17 protein-coding genes are annotated in these 17,293 nt (G+C 28.0%); 4 read left to right on the top strand and 13 right to left on the bottom strand.

Annotated elements, in window-relative coordinates:
* Positions 1-24: 24 nt before the first annotated feature.
* The 12 genes from HBE96_RS25770 to HBE96_RS25715 form a co-directional block, all read right to left on the bottom strand.
* A complete protein-coding gene (locus tag HBE96_RS25770; RefSeq protein WP_169300571.1) occupies positions 25-1,560 on the bottom strand; it encodes a cell wall-binding repeat-containing protein in 1,536 nt (511 codons plus the stop codon).
* 453 nt (positions 1,561-2,013) lie between these two features.
* The gene (gene dmpI, locus HBE96_RS25765) at positions 2,014-2,214 is read right to left on the bottom strand and encodes a 4-oxalocrotonate tautomerase DmpI (RefSeq protein ID WP_169300570.1); all 201 of its coding nucleotides are present in this window, start codon (positions 2,212-2,214) and stop codon (positions 2,014-2,016) included.
* Between the two features lie 58 nt (positions 2,215-2,272).
* A complete protein-coding gene (locus HBE96_RS25760) occupies positions 2,273-2,770 on the bottom strand; it encodes a hypothetical protein (protein ID WP_169300569.1) in 498 nt (165 codons plus the stop codon).
* 170 nt (positions 2,771-2,940) lie between these two features.
* Positions 2,941-3,210, bottom strand: a complete 270-nt coding sequence (locus HBE96_RS25755) for a hypothetical protein (RefSeq protein WP_169300568.1) — start codon at positions 3,208-3,210, stop codon at positions 2,941-2,943.
* A 289-nt stretch (positions 3,211-3,499) separates the two neighbouring features.
* Positions 3,500-4,297: a carboxymuconolactone decarboxylase family protein gene (locus tag HBE96_RS25750; protein WP_169300567.1), complete on the bottom strand. Its 798-nt coding sequence runs from the start codon at positions 4,295-4,297 to the stop codon at positions 3,500-3,502.
* Positions 4,281-4,661 carry a MerR family transcriptional regulator gene (locus HBE96_RS25745; RefSeq protein WP_169300566.1) on the bottom strand — a complete coding sequence of 127 codons (381 nt, stop codon included), beginning with the start codon at positions 4,659-4,661 and terminating at the stop codon, positions 4,281-4,283. Before HBE96_RS25745 ends, HBE96_RS25750 begins: the two co-directional genes overlap by 17 nt.
* Before the next feature lie 288 nt (positions 4,662-4,949).
* The gene (gene nuoB / locus HBE96_RS25740; protein WP_169300565.1) at positions 4,950-5,705 is read right to left on the bottom strand and encodes an NADH-quinone oxidoreductase subunit NuoB; all 756 of its coding nucleotides are present in this window, start codon (positions 5,703-5,705) and stop codon (positions 4,950-4,952) included.
* Between the two features lie 8 nt (positions 5,706-5,713).
* Positions 5,714-7,294 (bottom strand): NADH-quinone oxidoreductase subunit D-related protein, encoded by a 1,581-nt coding sequence (locus HBE96_RS25735; RefSeq protein WP_169300564.1) that lies wholly within the window; start codon positions 7,292-7,294, stop codon positions 5,714-5,716.
* A 30-nt stretch (positions 7,295-7,324) separates the two neighbouring features.
* A complete protein-coding gene (locus HBE96_RS25730; RefSeq protein WP_169300563.1) occupies positions 7,325-8,785 on the bottom strand; it encodes a proton-conducting transporter transmembrane domain-containing protein in 1,461 nt (486 codons plus the stop codon).
* Positions 8,786-8,795: 10 nt separating this feature from the next.
* Positions 8,796-9,407: a hydrogenase gene (locus HBE96_RS25725; RefSeq protein ID WP_169300562.1), complete on the bottom strand. Its 612-nt coding sequence runs from the start codon at positions 9,405-9,407 to the stop codon at positions 8,796-8,798.
* Positions 9,408-9,465: 58 nt separating this feature from the next.
* Positions 9,466-10,395 (bottom strand): respiratory chain complex I subunit 1 family protein, encoded by a 930-nt coding sequence (locus HBE96_RS25720; RefSeq protein WP_169300561.1) that lies wholly within the window; start codon positions 10,393-10,395, stop codon positions 9,466-9,468.
* Positions 10,396-10,429: 34 nt separating this feature from the next.
* Positions 10,430-12,214: a proton-conducting transporter transmembrane domain-containing protein gene (locus HBE96_RS25715; RefSeq protein ID WP_169300560.1), complete on the bottom strand. Its 1,785-nt coding sequence runs from the start codon at positions 12,212-12,214 to the stop codon at positions 10,430-10,432.
* A gap of 255 nt (positions 12,215-12,469) precedes the next feature.
* On the opposite strand from HBE96_RS25715, the gene HBE96_RS25710 reads away from it, so the two are divergent.
* The 3 genes from HBE96_RS25710 (at position 12,470) to HBE96_RS25700 (ending at position 16,532) form a co-directional block, all read left to right on the top strand.
* Positions 12,470-13,486, top strand: coding sequence for a MarR family transcriptional regulator (locus tag HBE96_RS25710; protein ID WP_169300559.1), 1,017 nt, complete (start codon positions 12,470-12,472; stop codon positions 13,484-13,486).
* A gap of 323 nt (positions 13,487-13,809) precedes the next feature.
* The gene (locus HBE96_RS25705) at positions 13,810-14,217 is read left to right on the top strand and encodes a bacteriohemerythrin (RefSeq protein ID WP_169300558.1); all 408 of its coding nucleotides are present in this window, start codon (positions 13,810-13,812) and stop codon (positions 14,215-14,217) included.
* 314 nt (positions 14,218-14,531) lie between these two features.
* The gene (locus tag HBE96_RS25700) at positions 14,532-16,532 is read left to right on the top strand and encodes a methyl-accepting chemotaxis protein (protein ID WP_169300557.1); all 2,001 of its coding nucleotides are present in this window, start codon (positions 14,532-14,534) and stop codon (positions 16,530-16,532) included.
* 117 nt (positions 16,533-16,649) lie between these two features.
* Here HBE96_RS25700 and HBE96_RS25695 read toward each other — a convergent pair whose 3' ends face one another.
* Positions 16,650-16,847 (bottom strand): Uma2 family endonuclease, encoded by a 198-nt coding sequence (locus tag HBE96_RS25695; RefSeq protein WP_169300556.1) that lies wholly within the window; start codon positions 16,845-16,847, stop codon positions 16,650-16,652.
* Positions 16,848-16,958: 111 nt separating this feature from the next.
* Between HBE96_RS25695 and HBE96_RS25690 the strand changes: the two genes are divergently transcribed.
* Positions 16,959-17,291 carry a helix-turn-helix transcriptional regulator gene (locus HBE96_RS25690; protein WP_169300555.1) on the top strand — a complete coding sequence of 111 codons (333 nt, stop codon included), beginning with the start codon at positions 16,959-16,961 and terminating at the stop codon, positions 17,289-17,291.
* Positions 17,292-17,293: the final 2 nt, after the last annotated feature.

The raw sequence follows: 17,293 nt of genomic DNA, 5'->3' as shown, positions 1-17,293 counted from the left end.
TATATAACTTACACACATTCAAACTTAACCACCTAGATAACTAAAATGCATATAATCCTTTGGATTTGTAAAATTTCCTCCCCAATCCCATCCATACTTCTGAAATATTTTAACCACTTCTGGTGTAATGGAGTATGGATCTTCACCTGGCTTATAATAATTTCCAACCTGGGATTTTACTTTTCCATCCTTATCTAATTGAATATAATAATTTTCATCTGGGTTTATATCAATAGCAGCACCAGCTGGATGATTAATGCATGGATCTGAATCCCTAAATCCACCTACATCATCTATTGGAAACTGCTCAGGAAGAGCATATATTTCATCAAAAATTTGTTTTACGACTAATGATAACTTTTTATTTACTTCAATAGTCTTTACTACAGTTTTTTTACCCTTACTTTTATCCTTTTTATCTACGTAGTCCCATACTTTAATAGTAATAGTTTCTATATTCTTACTTTTTGCTTCTTTGCTTGTATACTGCCAATTACCATTTAGTTTAGCAAAAGTACCATCTTTCTCTGCATCACCAATTAGAAACTGCCTTCTATTAGGTGCATCAGTAGCATCACCTTTGTCTTTATCTTCTACTACTAATTGTTGAAATAAACTATTAACTTTTTCTATAGGCAGTATACCTTCTCCACCTAATATAACTTTATTTTCAACTACTTCTTCCTGCAATAATCTATTTATATTGTTATTACTACTGTTTCCTGCAAATATTATGGGACTACTATTCCTTACTGCTAGTCCAACAGCACTTAATGCATCCGCAAAGCCTTCTCCAGATGTTATATATATTGTATTAAAATTTATATTTGCTTTAAAATTATCTATTATATTTTCATTCAAAGAATAAGGTGCCTTTCCCGATATTCTTTTAACACCTGGAAATTTATTCGCTACTTCTTCTGATATTAAAGTTTCATCTCCTAATACATATGTAGTTTTTATGTTATGTCCTTTAAGATAAGCTTGTACTACATCGGGAACTTCATTTTTAGAAACCAATATTACTGGAATATTATTCTTAGCTGATATAGGTGCTGCAGATAAAGAACCTGAAAAATCATCTCCATTAGCTATAAAAATTTCATCTACATCTCCTAATTCCTTTGCTATATTTACAGCTGTTGAATATCTATCCTCTCCTGCTAATCTTTTTAAATTGTAACCGCTTTTTTTAAGTGAATTTTCAATATTGATAGAAACAACACCTTTTCCACCTAATATTATTATATTTTTAGGTTTTAACCTATTTAGTTCACTTACTAATACGGGATTATCATGCATGGAATTTCCTTGAACTAATAATATAGGTGCTTTATATTTATATGACAAAGCAGATGCGCCTAGTGCATCTGGATAATTTTCCCCATTTGCTACAATGACGTTTTCTGCTGAACTCCAACCACTTGTTGAAATTGCTTTACATGTATCATAACGAGTTTGTCCAGCTAACCTTGTGTCTACAGACTGTGCATTTACAGTACTTGTTAATAACCCTGCCGCAAAAATACCCATAATCATTGTTATTGCTCTTTTATTCAAATTCTTCGCCTCCTTAATTTTAATAGGTTAAAAAGTAACTTTTATATGATGCTACCTATTGTAGCACTCTCACTAAATAAAATTCATTGATACTAATATTTCCTACTATTATCGCTCTATCATATGTAATAAAATACCAAAACCAGTGACATTTACTCAGACAGGTTCTTTTTATGTAATTCTACCATATAACTTGTTCCATTTAAACTAAGTATTTAAAACACAAAAAATAAAAACTAACATAGGAAATTAAATCCTTGTTAGTTTTTATTAGCATATTAAAATTAAGGCGTCTGAAAGAAAATAACAAATCCAATATGAGACGAATATTTTTTGTAAGACAAGGAAACAGGTTCCGCAGAAACTTAATCTATCTAAGGTTTCTGTCAACACAGTATTACAAAAAATAGACTGGCATATGAACTTGTTATTTTTTTGAAGATGTCTAATCGTTTATCTATTATAAGCTCTTTTTATTTCTCCAATATCCTTTCCACCAATACCAATGTTCTCATCATCAAGTTCATGAATCACAACAGTAAATGACTCCTTTGGAATTTTTGTAATTTCTGCTGTAGTTTCTGTAATATTTTTAATAATTTCTTTCTTTTGTTCCTTTGTTAATTTACCTATTTCCAATGATATAACTGGCATATAAAATACTCCCTTTCATTTGTTTTTTCTAAGTATGATTATTTAACAATATAAATAATTAATCTGCAAAAAAATCTTTGTGTAAAATATTTATATTATTTGAAGCATTTATTTTTAAATTAAAATTGCCACTAGCATCTTTTCCAACAATTCTAATCATGTACTTTCCATTTTTAGGTGTAGCAAAATTCATATTACCCTTATCTTCTGTTTCACTTTTTTTAGATATGATATTATAATCTGAATCTAAAACTACCACATAAAAATTACCTTTATTAATTTTTGTATTATCAATTATAGTTATTTTATTACCTTTATCAGAATTAAATCCAATTAAAGACCATTTACCTGTAAATCCAGTAAAATCAAAACTGGCGCCATCATTAGTATTTTTTTCATTGTGATTATACTGAAAAGTTCTTTCATCTTCATTTCTGCTTGATAAATAGCTATCTGAACTAATATAAGAAGAACTGTTTTTATATATCATCATCACTATTCCTGACACCGCTATAACTATCATACAAAGAATGATTAGCATATTTCTTTTTTTCATTTTACTAATCCTCCACTTTTAAATATTATAGGTACTTTTATAAAAATAATGATCCGAAGATATCACTATTTTTATGAAAGTACCTATAATATAAATGATATACTTAATACAATACAAAATCAAGTATTAGGTTGTAATAATATGGATTTATATTAAATTATACAAATTATTTATGATTTTTTGTAAACATCTACAACCTCTGCTACATAATCATCATATCCAGATTTAGCTAGCACCACAAAGGACCCAGGTTCACCTTCTATTTTTACTTTATATCCTTGTGCTTCTTCTGTATCAAAATTATTATTTCTATTTACATCTATTTTACTTCTATCTGTAACCCCATACTCCTCTAATATTCCCACAATTCTATTTTCTAAATTCCCTGTTGCACATTCAAGTGTCTTAATTCTATCAATTGCTTCATCTATTTTTTTCATTATATTATCCTCCTACATATTAGTTAATTGTCTTTAGCACATACAAAATTTAAAATTTATATAATAAGCAAATTGCAGTACAACTTTTTTAAACTTCAAAAGTTAACTTAATTACATTTTCTATTATGTCCCTTTATTTTTTATTAATTCCTGTTACATATATCTGAAAAATAGGTATAAAGTCTAGTCTGTTTATACAAAATATTTGAGTTATAGAGAAATTAAAAAAACGGAAAATAAAAGTTTTAAATTCCTAATAAAACCAAAAGCTAGATGTGAAAAATCACACCTAGTTTTTTCTTTCATCTAACACTTCTTTTAAAATATTTGTTCCATTTATGGCAGATGGAAAACCAGCATAAATTGTCATTAAAAGCATTATTTCTTTTATATCATCATCGGTTAATCCTATATTAAGACCTGCATTAACATGAAATTTCAATTGAGGCTTAGCATTGCCTAACGCAGTTAGTGCTGCAATTGTAGCAATTTCCCTAGTTTTTTTATCTAAATTGTTTCTTGACATTATATCTGCCTGTCCATATACTATAAACTTAACTAAATCTGGCGAAAAGCTATTATAGGCTTCTTCAAGACGCTGCAGTTGATTACTATCTAATTCTAAAAGTTCTTTAACACCAACCTCATACCTATCCTCAGGAGAAATCTTGTTTGTTGCCTCTTCCCCTATAGAATCTTTTATTCCTTGTTTTTCACGTTCACTTAGAACATCCTTTAATGCATTCATAGCATTTATAGATGTTGGAAAACCAGAATATGCTGACATTTGAAGTATTATTTCTTTTATATCATTGATAGTACATCCAACATTTAGTGCTCCATTTATATGAACCTTTAATTGAGGCTCTGCATTTCCAAGTGCTGTTAATGATGCAACAACAGCAATTTCCTTTGATTTTAAATCCAATCCATCTCTTGAATATATGTCTCCAAAGGAATATTCAATCATATATTTTACTAAATCAGGCGATATATCATTTAAACTATTTTTTACCTCTTCACCTGCTTTTCCATCAATTTCTTGTAATTTTCTATATCCTCTTTCTAATCTAGTCTCTTCTTTCATTAATTTTTTCCTCCATCTCACTATAAATTTTAACTTTTCTTTCAACATAATCCTTTACTTCTAGCAATTTTTCAATTTGCTGTTCTATAAATTTTAAATGCTCTTTCATAATATTTTTTCTTTCTGTAATAGTTTCATCTCCCATATGCCTTAAGTTTGCATATTCTTTCATTTTAGCTATATTCATTCCTGTTGCCCTAAGCCTGTTTATTACCTCAAGCCATTTTAAATCCTGTTCGCTGTAAACTCTTTTTCCTGCAGAATTTCTCTTTATACCTCTAATTAATCCAATATCCTCATAATACCTAAGAGTATGTGCTTTCAATTTAGTTATCTTTGATACTTCGCTTATTTCTAATTCCAATCCAAAATTCCTCCCACTTTCCTTATGTTGCCTTAAATGATCATTTATACTATCCTGTCTCCCAATAACAAAATAATATCACTTAAAGTGCACTTTAAGTCAATAGCAAAATTATAATTTTTGTTAACTTTGTATTATTTACTCTTCATCTAATTTAGGCATCTTCAAAAAAATAACAAGTCCATATGCTAGTCTATTTTTTGTAATACTGAGTCCACAGAACCCTTAGATAGAATAACTATCTGCGGAACTTGTCTTACAAAAAATATCCGTCGCATATTGAACTTGTTATTTTCTTTCAGATGCCTTATTCATAATTTTAAGCATTCCATAGAGTATTGCCTGTGGAGATGGTGGACAGCCTGGTATAACTACATTAACTTTCAATATTTCATTTAAATCTTCACAAACGCTGTATCCATCCTTAAATATACCTCCACTGTAAGCACAGCTGCCTACTGCTATAACAATCTTAGGATCTGAAATAGCATCATAAGTTTTTATTAATGCTTCCTTCATGTTTAAAGTAACAGGGCCTGTAACCACTATTCCATCCGCATGTCTTGGAGATGCTGCAAACTTAACACCATATCTTGATAAATCATAGTAGGTATTTTGTGTATTAGCAACTTCCATCATACATCCATTACAAGACCCTGTATCAACAGATCTTAAAACCAAGGATCTTTTAAATTTGCTGTATATTTTTTCTTTAACTTCTTGTCCTAATATCTCAATGCTTGCCATTTTATAATCATTACTGCTCTTTAATACTTTAGATGGACATGCATCAACACAATTATTACAATAAATGCATTTTTTAAAATCTAATTCTATATCAAATGCTTTATCTATATTAACTTTGTTATGTTCAGTATTTTTTTTAATGGAAATAGCATCAACCAAACACTCCTGTACACATTTACCGCAGTCTGTACAATTATCTTTACAAACTTCTATTCTTCCATAGCTATATGGATTATCCTTAAGAGGATTTTTAACTGTATCTTTTCCATTTTTTATTCTATCTAATAAAAACTTCATTTCATCACCTACTTATCATTTTCGGAATAAGACATATTAAAACTCTTATTACACAAAGGAAAATCTGGTACTATTTCTCCAAGCACTGCATAGGTTAAACCATTCCAGTTAGTAACAGAAGGTGTTTTAAAATAAATTCTATTGAATTTATTACCTTTACCAACCTTACCATACACAATAAGTTCACCCTTTACTGTTTCCACAGCAGCAAGTGCTTCTGTTTCCTCTATTAACTTAAATTCAGTTTTAGTTTTTAAAATGTCTTTATTTATAAGATCTAATGAATCAAAAATAAAATTATAAGCATCATAAATTTCTCTAATTTTTAACTTGTACCTTTCAAAAACCCCGCCAATTTCAAGGGTATTATTATTCTTTTTTAGAATCCCATATATTTCATATGGGAAGCTCTTTCTAACATCATAATTAATTCCAGAAGCTCTTCCGATGATACCAGTCATATAAAGCTTTTTAGCAGTTTTATTACGTACTATCCCAGTATTTTCAACTCTATCTAAAAAAGAAACAGAATCCAATGTGATTTCTATAATCTTATCCATTCTCTTTTTCATACCATTTAAAGTATTTTTAATATCTTCAATATCTTCCTTTGTAAAATCTATATTTATACCACAGGGAATAATAACATTTCTCATAAACCTGCTTCCAGTTATTCTTTCGCAAAGCTTGTGAATTTGTTCTCCAAAGGCTCCAAACCTTTTAGCAGGATAGCTAAATCCAATATCCACACATATACCAGATATATCACCTAAGAAATTATATATTCTTTCTAATTCCAAAAGCACTACTCTTAATGCTTTTATTTCTTGAGGTGTATCATAAGATAACAACTTTTCAACTAAAAGAGCATAACTTTCAGCATAAGCTGCAGAGGATTCACATGCCATTCTTTCAAATACAAGATTAAGCTTATTTGCATCTACATTTTCACAAATCTTTTCTATTCCCCTATGCTTATAATTAAGCCTGAGTTCTAGATTCTCAATAGCTTCACCTATAACACTAAATCTAAAATGTCCTGGTTCAATTATACCTGCATGCACAGGTCCTACAGATATTTGATATGCTCCATCTCCAAAAGCTTCCTTACATTTATAAGGTGAAATTTCATTTTTTTCTTCTAATTTAGCACCATATGGGAAACTTTTTCTTAAAGGATATACATCCTCAGGCCATTTTTCATGTTTAACAATTTTCCTAGTATCTATACCATCTTTTATTTTCAAACCAAATAAGTCGCACATTTCTCTTTCAAATAAATGACTTTGAAACAAAATATCCTGGAAAGTTTTAATTTCTTCTTGGGTCTTGTATCGTACTATTACAAAATACCTTTTCTTACTATTAGAAAGTATAATGTTAATCATAAAATCATTTTGGAAATTTTCTTCATTACTGTTATCAACGCAAAATTGCGCAATAAATTTCAATTTATATTTTACTAAAAATAAGCTAATTAACGATTTAACATGGGAAATTCCAACGTCTACATAAATCTCATTTTTATTTTTAATCTCACTATTATATTTAAGATTGCTTAATTCTTCTTTAAATAAGTCAATGTTCACTATTTTCACATCCTTCTATTAATAAACTTGTTACTGCATAGGATTAATAATTAAAACAGCTTTATTAATTAATGAAGCTATTTCGTATCTAGAGAAGAAACTTAGAATAATTATTATAAAAAATATAATAATTAATGGAATTATATTTTCCTTATCCTTTTCACTTCTTGTATTAAAGTCCTTATCATCGCTAAATATCATATTAATAAAAACTTTTAAAAAACCTGCAAAAACTATAAGAAGGCATAAAGCGTAAGTGCCACATACAAGATAATGACCATTTTTTATTGATGCAGCAAGTATATTATATTCACTAAAAAATGATGGAAATGGTGGTATACCTGTTATAACAAGAACCCCGCAAATCAAAAGCACTGAATTTATAGGCATTGTTTTTATTAAATTATTTACCCTATCTATACGTTTTGTTTTATAAACACTTAGTATATTGCCTGATATCAAAAATAACAGTGACTTTCCATATGCATGTATAATAGAATGAAGCATTGAACCGTACAAAGCAATCGGTCCGCCTATACCAAAACCTAATGTAATAATTCCCATATTTTCTACAGAAGAAAAAGCCAATAACCTTTTATAGTTTTTTTGATTCAATATACTGAAGGCTGATATAATCAAAGATATCAATCCAAATACTATAAATAAGTATTTCATTTTTTCTAGTCCACTTATGAGTTTAACTATTATATAAAATCTTAAAACTACATAAAGTGCAAGATTTAAAAGCACTCCAGACATCATAGCACTAATTGGAGATGGCGCTTCACTGTGAGCATCTGGAAGCCATGTATGCATTGGAGCAAGTCCAGCTTTTGTGGCTATACCTACAAAAATGAAACAAAAACCAAATTTAACTATACTCTTATTTAGTACAGAATAGTTTTTAACAAGGTATGTCCAATTTAAAACCCTATTAGAAGGATCTCCAGATGAATAAATAAATAAAATTATTCCTATCAAACCTAGTACTATACCAATAGAACAAATAATAATATATTTCCATGCAGCTTCTAATGAAAGCTTATGTCTATTAAAACCAATTAAAAATGCTGTGGAAAGAGTGGTTGCTTCAAGGCTTATCCACATTAATATTATGTTGTTGCTTATTGCAACTGCAATCATTGATAATACAAACAAATTAAATAAGAAATAATAAATTTTAGCAAAATTAATACTTATTGAACCACTATGTATTTCTTCTCCTATATATTTATGAGAATATACTGCTGCAACTAGTGATATAGTACTTATTAAAATTAACTGAATTATATTTAAATTATCTATGTATATTAAATTATTACAAAAATTAAGTGAATCTTGTAATTTAAGATTTCTATAAAATATTATGGAAACTGCTACAAACATAATCATATTTAAAATTGTTAAAATAGATATTGCTTTAGTACTTTTAAGAAGTATGTTTAATAAAATAACTACTGCAAATACAGTTGCACATATAGATAATATCATTTTCTCACCTCTATTCTTTTAAATTTGAAAGGTAGTCTGTATTTATAGTGTCAAAGGTTTTATTAATATTAAATATCATTATTCCCATAAGAAGAGCAAGAATTAAAACCTCTAGGGCCATCCAAGCTTCTAAAATAAGTGAAAGCTTTACTACTGACATTTCAAATAAAATAATCCCATTCTCTATAGTTAAAAAACCTATCATTTGAGTAATTGCTTTTTTTCTACCTATCATAAGGGTTCCACCAACAAGTGCCAGAAACACTGCTGTTTTTAAATAAGTATTATCATAATTTCTAAAGAAAGCAAAAACAATTATTATAAAGAAACCTGAAAGTACAAAGGAATTAACTGCATTTATAATCAAATCTAATTCTCTTTTTACTTTTAAATATCTAGTAGATTTGTTTATTATATAAGGTATTATAATTACCTTTATTATTAAGGTTAAAAGTCCCATTATGTAGTAATGAACTTCTTTTGTATTGTATCCTAAAATAATACATATAAAAGTTATGGCAAGGGATTGGAATGCAAAGCTTAATACTAAGAGCTTAACTCTTCTAAGTCCGCATATTAAAATCCCAGATAATATCACAATAGCAAGTAAAAGCTGTAACATTTTTTATTCTCCTTTCTATACCTTGTTCAAAGCTTATGCTAAATCACTTAATAATTAATTATAAAAAATAGTTTAAAGATATAGCTGCAATAGCAATAGCTAATGCTGCTGATAAAAGTTCTGGCACTCTAAACAATCTTGATTTTGTCATTGAAATTTCAATAATAGAAATACCAAATAAAATAACTAAAATCTTTATAAAGAAAATTACACTAGCCTTCAATATAGTAACCGCACCTAGTGTTGTTGCTGCTCCAAAGGGCATAAAAAGATTTATAAAAATGGTTAAAAATATCATGAGCTTAATTTGTGAAGCCATTTCTACAAAAGCTAAATCCGTCCCTGATAAATCTAATATCATTGCTTCATGTATCATAGTAAGTTCTAAATGAGTTTCTGGGTTATCTATAGGGAGTCTTGCATTTTCCGTGAGTAACAATATAAAAAATGAAATTGCAGCTAAAATATGTCCTATACTATAAAAAGCTCCTGAACTATTATTAAAGGATATGGTGAAAATATTAAAGGATTTATTTTCAAAATATAAAAACATAATAGTAAGAAACATTACTGGCTCTGCAAGCATTGACAAGAAAAGCTCCCTGCTTGTCCCCATTCCTCCAAAGGTACTGGCACAATCTAATCCTATTAATGTATTTAAAAATTTTACAATAGACATCATAAAAATAATAAGAAACAAACTTCCTAAGTATGTTTCTCCACTGCTGAAAAAAGTAGGAATCATAAAAACAGCAGTTATGCTAGCTCCTAAACTTAATATAGGTCCTATTTGTGTTATAAAACTACTGTGACTGCTCCTTATCCTTCCTTTGCTAAACAACTTTTGGTAATCATAATATACTTGAAAAATACTACTTCCCTTATATCCTCTTAAAATAGCCTTGAATTTTTTAAGAATACCCATAAAAAGAGGAGTTACTATAATAAGAAGTATACTTTGTAAAAAATTAATTGCTATGTACTTCAAGATTTTTACCTCCTTAAATCAATGAATGCTGTCATCATATAAACATGTTAACAAGTAAAACTGTAACTAACAGTGAAACAAAAATATATGACACATATACTTGTATCTTTCCAAAATGAATTTTGCTAACACGTAATGATATATAATAAACGACCTTAACTACTAATCCGTAAATGTATTTCTCTATGTTATCTAGTACCTTGTCCTTTAATAATATTGAATAACCATTTTTCACTTCTTTTTCATATCCAACTATTTTTCCAAAGATTCTTGTTGAAGGCTGACTTAGTCCATTTGCACTATATTGCATATTAGACTTTACATTATTAAAGCCGCATCCCCAAGTTTCTTTTATTACTGTAGTTTCTTTGTTATTTAACATTCTTGATATTAAGGCTAAAGTAGCTGTTATAATTACAAAAATACTGGATACGATCATTATTTCATTATTTATTTCACTATTCATCAAAGGTAAGTTTGTATTTAAAATTGAATTTGAAACCTTTGATATTAAATTAATTATAAAAAGTGAAAATACTCCTGAAACTATACATAGTAAAGCTAGAATTCCAAGCCCAATATTCATTGATAATGGAATTTTATGTGCATTTATTGCTTTTTCACTTCTTGGTGCTCCAAGATAAGTTATTCCAAAGCTCTTAACAGATGCATATAAGGTAACTCCACTAGTTAGCGCTATAATAATTCCACAACCTATAATGATTAATGCAGTCCACGTACCTTTAATTGAAGCAGTTCCAATTATAAAGCACTTAAATATTAAAATTTCACTTGCAAAGCCATTTAAAGGAGGAATTGCTGAAATAGCTGCAGTACCAATAAAAGCACATATAGCTGCAAATTTCATTTTCTTATAAAGTCCTCCTAACTCGTTCATATTCTTTGTTCCTGTAGAATATAAAACACTACCTGCACTAGCAAAAAGCAGACTTTTAAAAATAGCATGATTGAATATATGAAATAAAGCTGCAATTAAAGTTAGATTGGCAAAGGAATTTAAATTCAAATTGTAAAATACTAAAGAAAGTCCTAAAGTTGAAATTATTATTCCTATATTTTCAGCACTGGAATAAGCCAGCAGTTTTTTAATATCTTTTTGAACTAATGCATTCAATACTGAAAAAATTGCAGTTACTGCTCCTAAAAGTACTAATAAAAGAGCTGCTTTTAAAGGAAGTACTTTAATAAATGTAAAAGTTACTCTTATTAATCCATAAATAGCAACCTTAAGCATAACCCCTGACATAAGAGCTGAAGCATTAGATGGTGCACTAGGATGAGCTTTGGGCAGCCAAATGTGAAGTGGTATAAGTCCTGCTTTTGCACCAAATCCTAAAATAGCAAAAGTAAAAATTATATATTTTTGACTTATTGTAAAATCATTTGACAACTGATAAAATTTATCAAAACTTATACTGCCTGTATATTTATATAGAAATGCAAACATGATCATTAGGAATAACCCGCTAATATGTGTCATTATAAAATACATTATTCCTGACCTTATATTTTCCTTATTTTTATACTCATAAACAACAAGAAAAAATGACACAGCACTCATAACTTCCCAAAATACAATAAAAGTAATGCTATCTCGTGCTAGTACTACACATAACATTGATGCTGCAAATAAAAGCATTAACATAAAATTATATTTAACTGAATACTTACCCTTATATTCCGCAGTATAACCTATTGAATATATAAAAATAGGTGCAAAAACTACAAAAATTATAATTGCAAAAAATATAGAAATTGGATCGTTCATAACACCATTACAAAAAAATGTTGATAACAAAATACTTTTCACTCCTTTTTTACTATAATTAGCACTCGAATATTAAAATAACTATGTACTTTTTTATTTTTTGTATTAAAATTTAATTATGCCAAATTTTTTAATATAGTTAGTATTCGAATATTAGAATGCGACACGAAATCTATCATATCACTTTATTGTCGAAAATACAATATATTTGACTTTTACTTAACACAGCATATTTTAGAAATAGCAAGCTGAAAATGTTGAACTTATACTATGGAGGGCTTCACATTGAAAAACAAAAAATCACTTGATATACATACATTCTATAATTTATCCAGGTATTGCTTTTTAAATATAGAATATAATTATAGTTCTGTTGTAGAACAAACTGGAATAACGCTGCCTCAACTAAGAATTTTATGGATATTAAAAGCCTTTCCTGGAATATCCCTAGGAAAGATTGCAACTATAGGTTATTGGACATGTCCTACAGTAACTAATATTTTAAAAATTCTAGTTGACAAAAAATTAGTTATAAAAGAAGATTCAGTAAATAAGAAAGTTTATAAACTAAATGTTACTGAAGAAGGAGAAAAATATATTAATATAAATAAACAAAATAAATCTAAGAATTTTCATCTCTTTGATTTAATGAATTTATTTTCTGAAAAAGAGCTTGATCATATTGTAGATTTTTATAAAGACATTGTTATTAAATGTGGTAAGGATTATATTTTTCAATATGTAAATAAAATTAACTCTCTAAGTTTAAAAGTAGATTACACTGATTTTTCTGAAGATGAAACTAAAAAATTAAAGAAGCTTGTGTTTTTTTATAACACTTTAAGAATATTTATTTTGCATATGGAACATGATCATAGACTTTTATTAAAAAATTTAAATTTAACTTATCCTCAATTAAGAGCCTTATGGATAATTGAAGCTTTTCCTGGAGTTACATCTAGGGCATTAAGTTCTCTAGCCTTTTGGTCTCCTTCAACAGCAAATTTAATTGTAAAAAATTTATACACTAAAGACCTTATTTATAAAGAAAAAGCAGCAGTAAAAAACTCTCTTTATCTTTTTATAAATTCTAAGGGAGAACAAACTTTAATAGAAGATTTTAAACTAAATAATCATAGGCTAATTATTAATGATTATTTGAAAGATACAGAAGAAAAAACTTTAAATACAATAAATAATTATTTATATTTGATTAATAAAAAGCTTAAAAATGACATGGTAGAAACCTACATTGAAAAAATCCATGAAGTATTAGAAAGTTATCATGCTAAATTCAAATAATAAAAAAACTTTTATGAAACATATTTATCGTAAATCTCAATAAATAAAAGTAGCTTTACCTGGATTTCCTTTTAGTGTACTTTATCAAATAACTATGATTTATTTACTAAATCTCTTAATACTTTAAAATCTATTTTTATATAATTTTTTCCAATAAGGGTTCCCTACAAAATTGAAATCATTTTTATAAAAAGATAATTTTGTCAAAATCAATAATTACTTAATAATAATTATTGATTTATTTTTATATTCTGTTATAATTAAATTATAGGAAATGATTAATATTAAATTGTTGAATATATAAATTTTGAGGAGGCATCTACATGTTTGAATGGAAAGAAGAATATGAAACAAAAATAGAAGTTATTGATGAACAGCATAAGGAACTATTCAAAATTGCAAATGAATCTTATGCTCTTTTGAAAAATGATTTAATTTTGGACAAATATGATAAAGTAATAGTAATAATAAATAAATTATTAGATTATTGCGAATACCATTTTTCCACAGAAGAACAATACCTATTGGATATAGGTTACAAAAAATTTCTCAGTCATAAAGTACAGCATGAAGAATTTATTAAAAAACTTAGAGATCAAGACTTGAAAAAAATGGATGAAAATCAAGATGAATACCTAATGAATATATTAAACTTTTTCATGAAATGGATATCTGGACACATATTAGCTAGAGATATGGATTATGTTCAATTTGCTAGAACCCTATCTTAGTTAAAAGATTTCCTTTGCAACGGCGTTAACAAAAGAACCTTCATATGGCAGCTACCCGATAAATAGTAATATAATTAGAAGCGTACTAGATTTGTATACATTTAAATCTATGTACGTTTTTTATTTTCGTCATTTTTTATTTAATCGTTAGAATATTTTACAGTCGTTTTATTTTAGTTCAAAAACATCATCGAAATATGTTGATTTTTGTCAATTTATACTTTATTATATTACTATGTATTTAGATAAATTTAGTATGCACCACTATGCCCAAAACAAATCAAACTTAATAAGTTAATAAAGGAGATTTAACGATGAACTTTAAAAATTTAAAACTAAACAACATTCGCAGTAAACTAATTATTAGCTTAATATCAATTTGTTTAATCCCATTAATTATATCTGGCCTTGCTTCTTATATAAAGTCAAAATCAATACTTAATGAGAAATTATCTCTTACAAGTACTCAATCACTTAAAGAAATCAACAATGGACTTAATAATTATTTTAATGGATTCTCAGACATAGTTTCTCTTACTGCAAGTAATCCGGCTATTGCAAATATTGATACTGACACTAATACTGGGGTTGTATCAGATGTATTAAAAAGTGTAAAAGAAAGTGACAAGGACATACTTGGAATATATTATGGAACTTCTTCTGGCAAATTTACAATATATCCTAATGCTAAAATGCCTGACGGATATGACGCAACCAAAAGAGATTGGTATAAGCAAGCTTTGAATAACAAAGGAAAAGTCATAGTAACTCCTCCTTATAAAGATGCTGCCACTGGAAATAATATTGTTACCCTTGCAAAAACAGTAGAAAAAAATGGACAAGTAGTTGGAGTTATTGGAATGGATTGTACACTAAGTACTCTTTCACAAAAAGTCTCCACACAAAAAATAGGTAATACAGGATATGTGTTTATTGCCGATATGTCAGGTACTGTTTTGGCCCATCCTAAAAAAGAACTTATTGGCACCACTACAGCTTCTACCCTATCCTTTTGGAATAAAGCAAAATCAGAAAATAATGGATTTGTTAATTATACATATAATGGTGTGAAAAAGTTTGGAGCATATGAAACCAATGAATTAACCGGCTGGAAGTTAATAGCTGCTTTAGATGAAAGTGAGCTTTCTAAGGATACAATGTCTATATTACAAATAACTTTACTAATAATATTAATAATGGGATTAACTTCAGTAGTTTTATCATTATTATTAAGTAAAGGAATATCTAATAATATCAAAAATTTAAAAGAAGTATTTGCTAAGGCTTCAAATGGAGATTTAACAGCTTCTATAACTGCTTCCACAAAGGATGAATTTAAAGATCTTTCTGAATCATTTAACTTGATGATGAAAAATATATTAGAGCTTATAAATAATGTAGCCAAGTCATCTGAAACAGTATTAGATACATCAACAAGTCTTGCAAATATGTCTGAAGAAGTAACAGCTTCTATAACTGAAGTTTCAAAAGCAATTGAGGAAGTTTCTTTAGGCGCAACTGAGCAAGCTCAAAATGCTCAAAAGGGTGCCTCTGAGATGGATGACTTATCAAATAAATTAGATAAAATAAGTACTAACTCTGACGAAATTGACAAAATTTCAAAAGATACTAAAGACCTTGGGTCAAAAGGACTTTCTATGATAGACACCTTAATAGAAAAATCCAATAAAACTAAAACTGCTACTACCTCCGTTAATGATATAATTCATGGTATGAATGAAAGCGCTAGACAAATAAACATTATATCAGAAACAATATCTGATATAACAGCACAAACTAATCTTTTATCATTAAATGCAAGTATAGAATCTGCACGCGCTGGTGAATCAGGTAAAGGATTTGCTGTAGTAGCAGAAGAAATAAGAACTCTTGCTGAACAGTCACAAAGCTCAACAGAAGAAATAAAAGAAATTATAGCTGCTATACAAGAGAAATCACAAACAGCAGTAAATGCTATTAATTCTACTGAAGCTGCAGTAAATGAACAATATGCAGCAGTAAATCAAACTCAAGAAATATTTAATAAAATTCTAAAATCAATTGAAATAATGATTGCTAAAGTTGATGAAGTGAAAATATCCATTATTGATATGGACAATAAAAAACAATCTACAGTGTCCGAAATTGAAAATATTTCATCTATATCTGAGCAAACAGCCTCTGCTTCTGAAGAAGTTACTGCTTCTACAGAAGAAATAACGGCTACTATGGAAGAGTTCACAAAGCATTCGAACAAGCTTCAAATGTTAGCAGAACAATTAGAAAACCAGATAAATAAGTTTAAAGTTAATTAATGTAATTTTTTCAGATAAAAAATCATTAAATTCAATACTTATGAAATATAAAAAGCTATGAAATTATAATAAATATTGTAATTTCATAGCTTTTCTATACATTTTCAAATGTAATTATTACCTAAGCAAAGGCATACTTCCTAAAACGCCAAGTTTTCTATAAGCTCCTTTCTTTATTTCTGTGTCATCGTCGGCATTACTAGGACTTAAAACTTCAACTACTAGTTGTGGTACACCTAAAAATCCTCTTTTAAACACATATCCTCTATCACAGTAAACTACAACATCTGGAACAAGTTCTGCTCCTTTATCCAAAAATCAAATTGTAAATAAGCCATACCATTTATTGACATGCATATCATTAAATGATATAATTTATTTAACAGTATATCATTTAATGATATACATTAGGAGGTGAACATAGTTGTGGCTAGAAATGATTCTTTAAAAATGGGTGAACTCACAGATGCTTACTATTACATTTTACTTTCTTTAATAAACCCTAAACATGGTTATTTAATTATGAAATCAGTAGAAAAAATGTCTGAAGGCAAATTTTCAATAGGTCCTGCATCATTATATACAAGTATAAAAAAACTTCTTGATGCAGAATTGATAAAACTTACAGAAGAATCAGATCAAAAAAAAATTTATATCGCTACAGATAAAGGCATTGAATTTCTAAAAAATGAAATTGAAAGAAAAAGAAAAATGATTGAAATTGCCGAAAAGGTATTTAATGATAAGGAGATGTTATAAAA

This window comes from Clostridium muellerianum (assembly GCF_012926525.1).
Taxonomy (GTDB): Bacteria; Bacillota; Clostridia; order Clostridiales; family Clostridiaceae; genus Clostridium_AM; species Clostridium_AM muellerianum.
The sequence above is the reverse complement of the archived record's forward strand: the minus strand, read 5'-3'. Positions and strand labels throughout refer to the sequence as shown.

Excerpts from the sequence above, each read along its gene's own strand:
- dmpI (WP_169300570.1), bottom strand. The coding sequence starts at position 2,214 with ATGCCAGTTATATCATTGGAAATAGGTAAATTAACAAAGGAACAAAAG.
- HBE96_RS25760 (WP_169300569.1), bottom strand. The coding sequence starts at position 2,770 with ATGAAAAAAAGAAATATGCTAATCATTCTTTGTATGATAGTTATAGCG.
- HBE96_RS25755 (WP_169300568.1), bottom strand. The coding sequence starts at position 3,210 with ATGAAAAAAATAGATGAAGCAATTGATAGAATTAAGACACTTGAATGT.
- HBE96_RS25750 (WP_169300567.1), bottom strand. The coding sequence starts at position 4,297 with ATGAAAGAAGAGACTAGATTAGAAAGAGGATATAGAAAATTACAAGAA.
- nuoB (WP_169300565.1), bottom strand. The coding sequence starts at position 5,705 with ATGAAGTTTTTATTAGATAGAATAAAAAATGGAAAAGATACAGTTAAA.
- HBE96_RS25730 (WP_169300563.1), bottom strand. The coding sequence starts at position 8,785 with ATGATATTATCTATATGTGCAACTGTATTTGCAGTAGTTATTTTATTA.
- HBE96_RS25725 (WP_169300562.1), bottom strand. The coding sequence starts at position 9,407 with ATGTTACAGCTTTTACTTGCTATTGTGATATTATCTGGGATTTTAATA.
- HBE96_RS25705 (WP_169300558.1), top strand. The coding sequence starts at position 13,810 with ATGTTTGAATGGAAAGAAGAATATGAAACAAAAATAGAAGTTATTGAT.
- HBE96_RS25700 (WP_169300557.1), top strand. The coding sequence starts at position 14,532 with ATGAACTTTAAAAATTTAAAACTAAACAACATTCGCAGTAAACTAATT.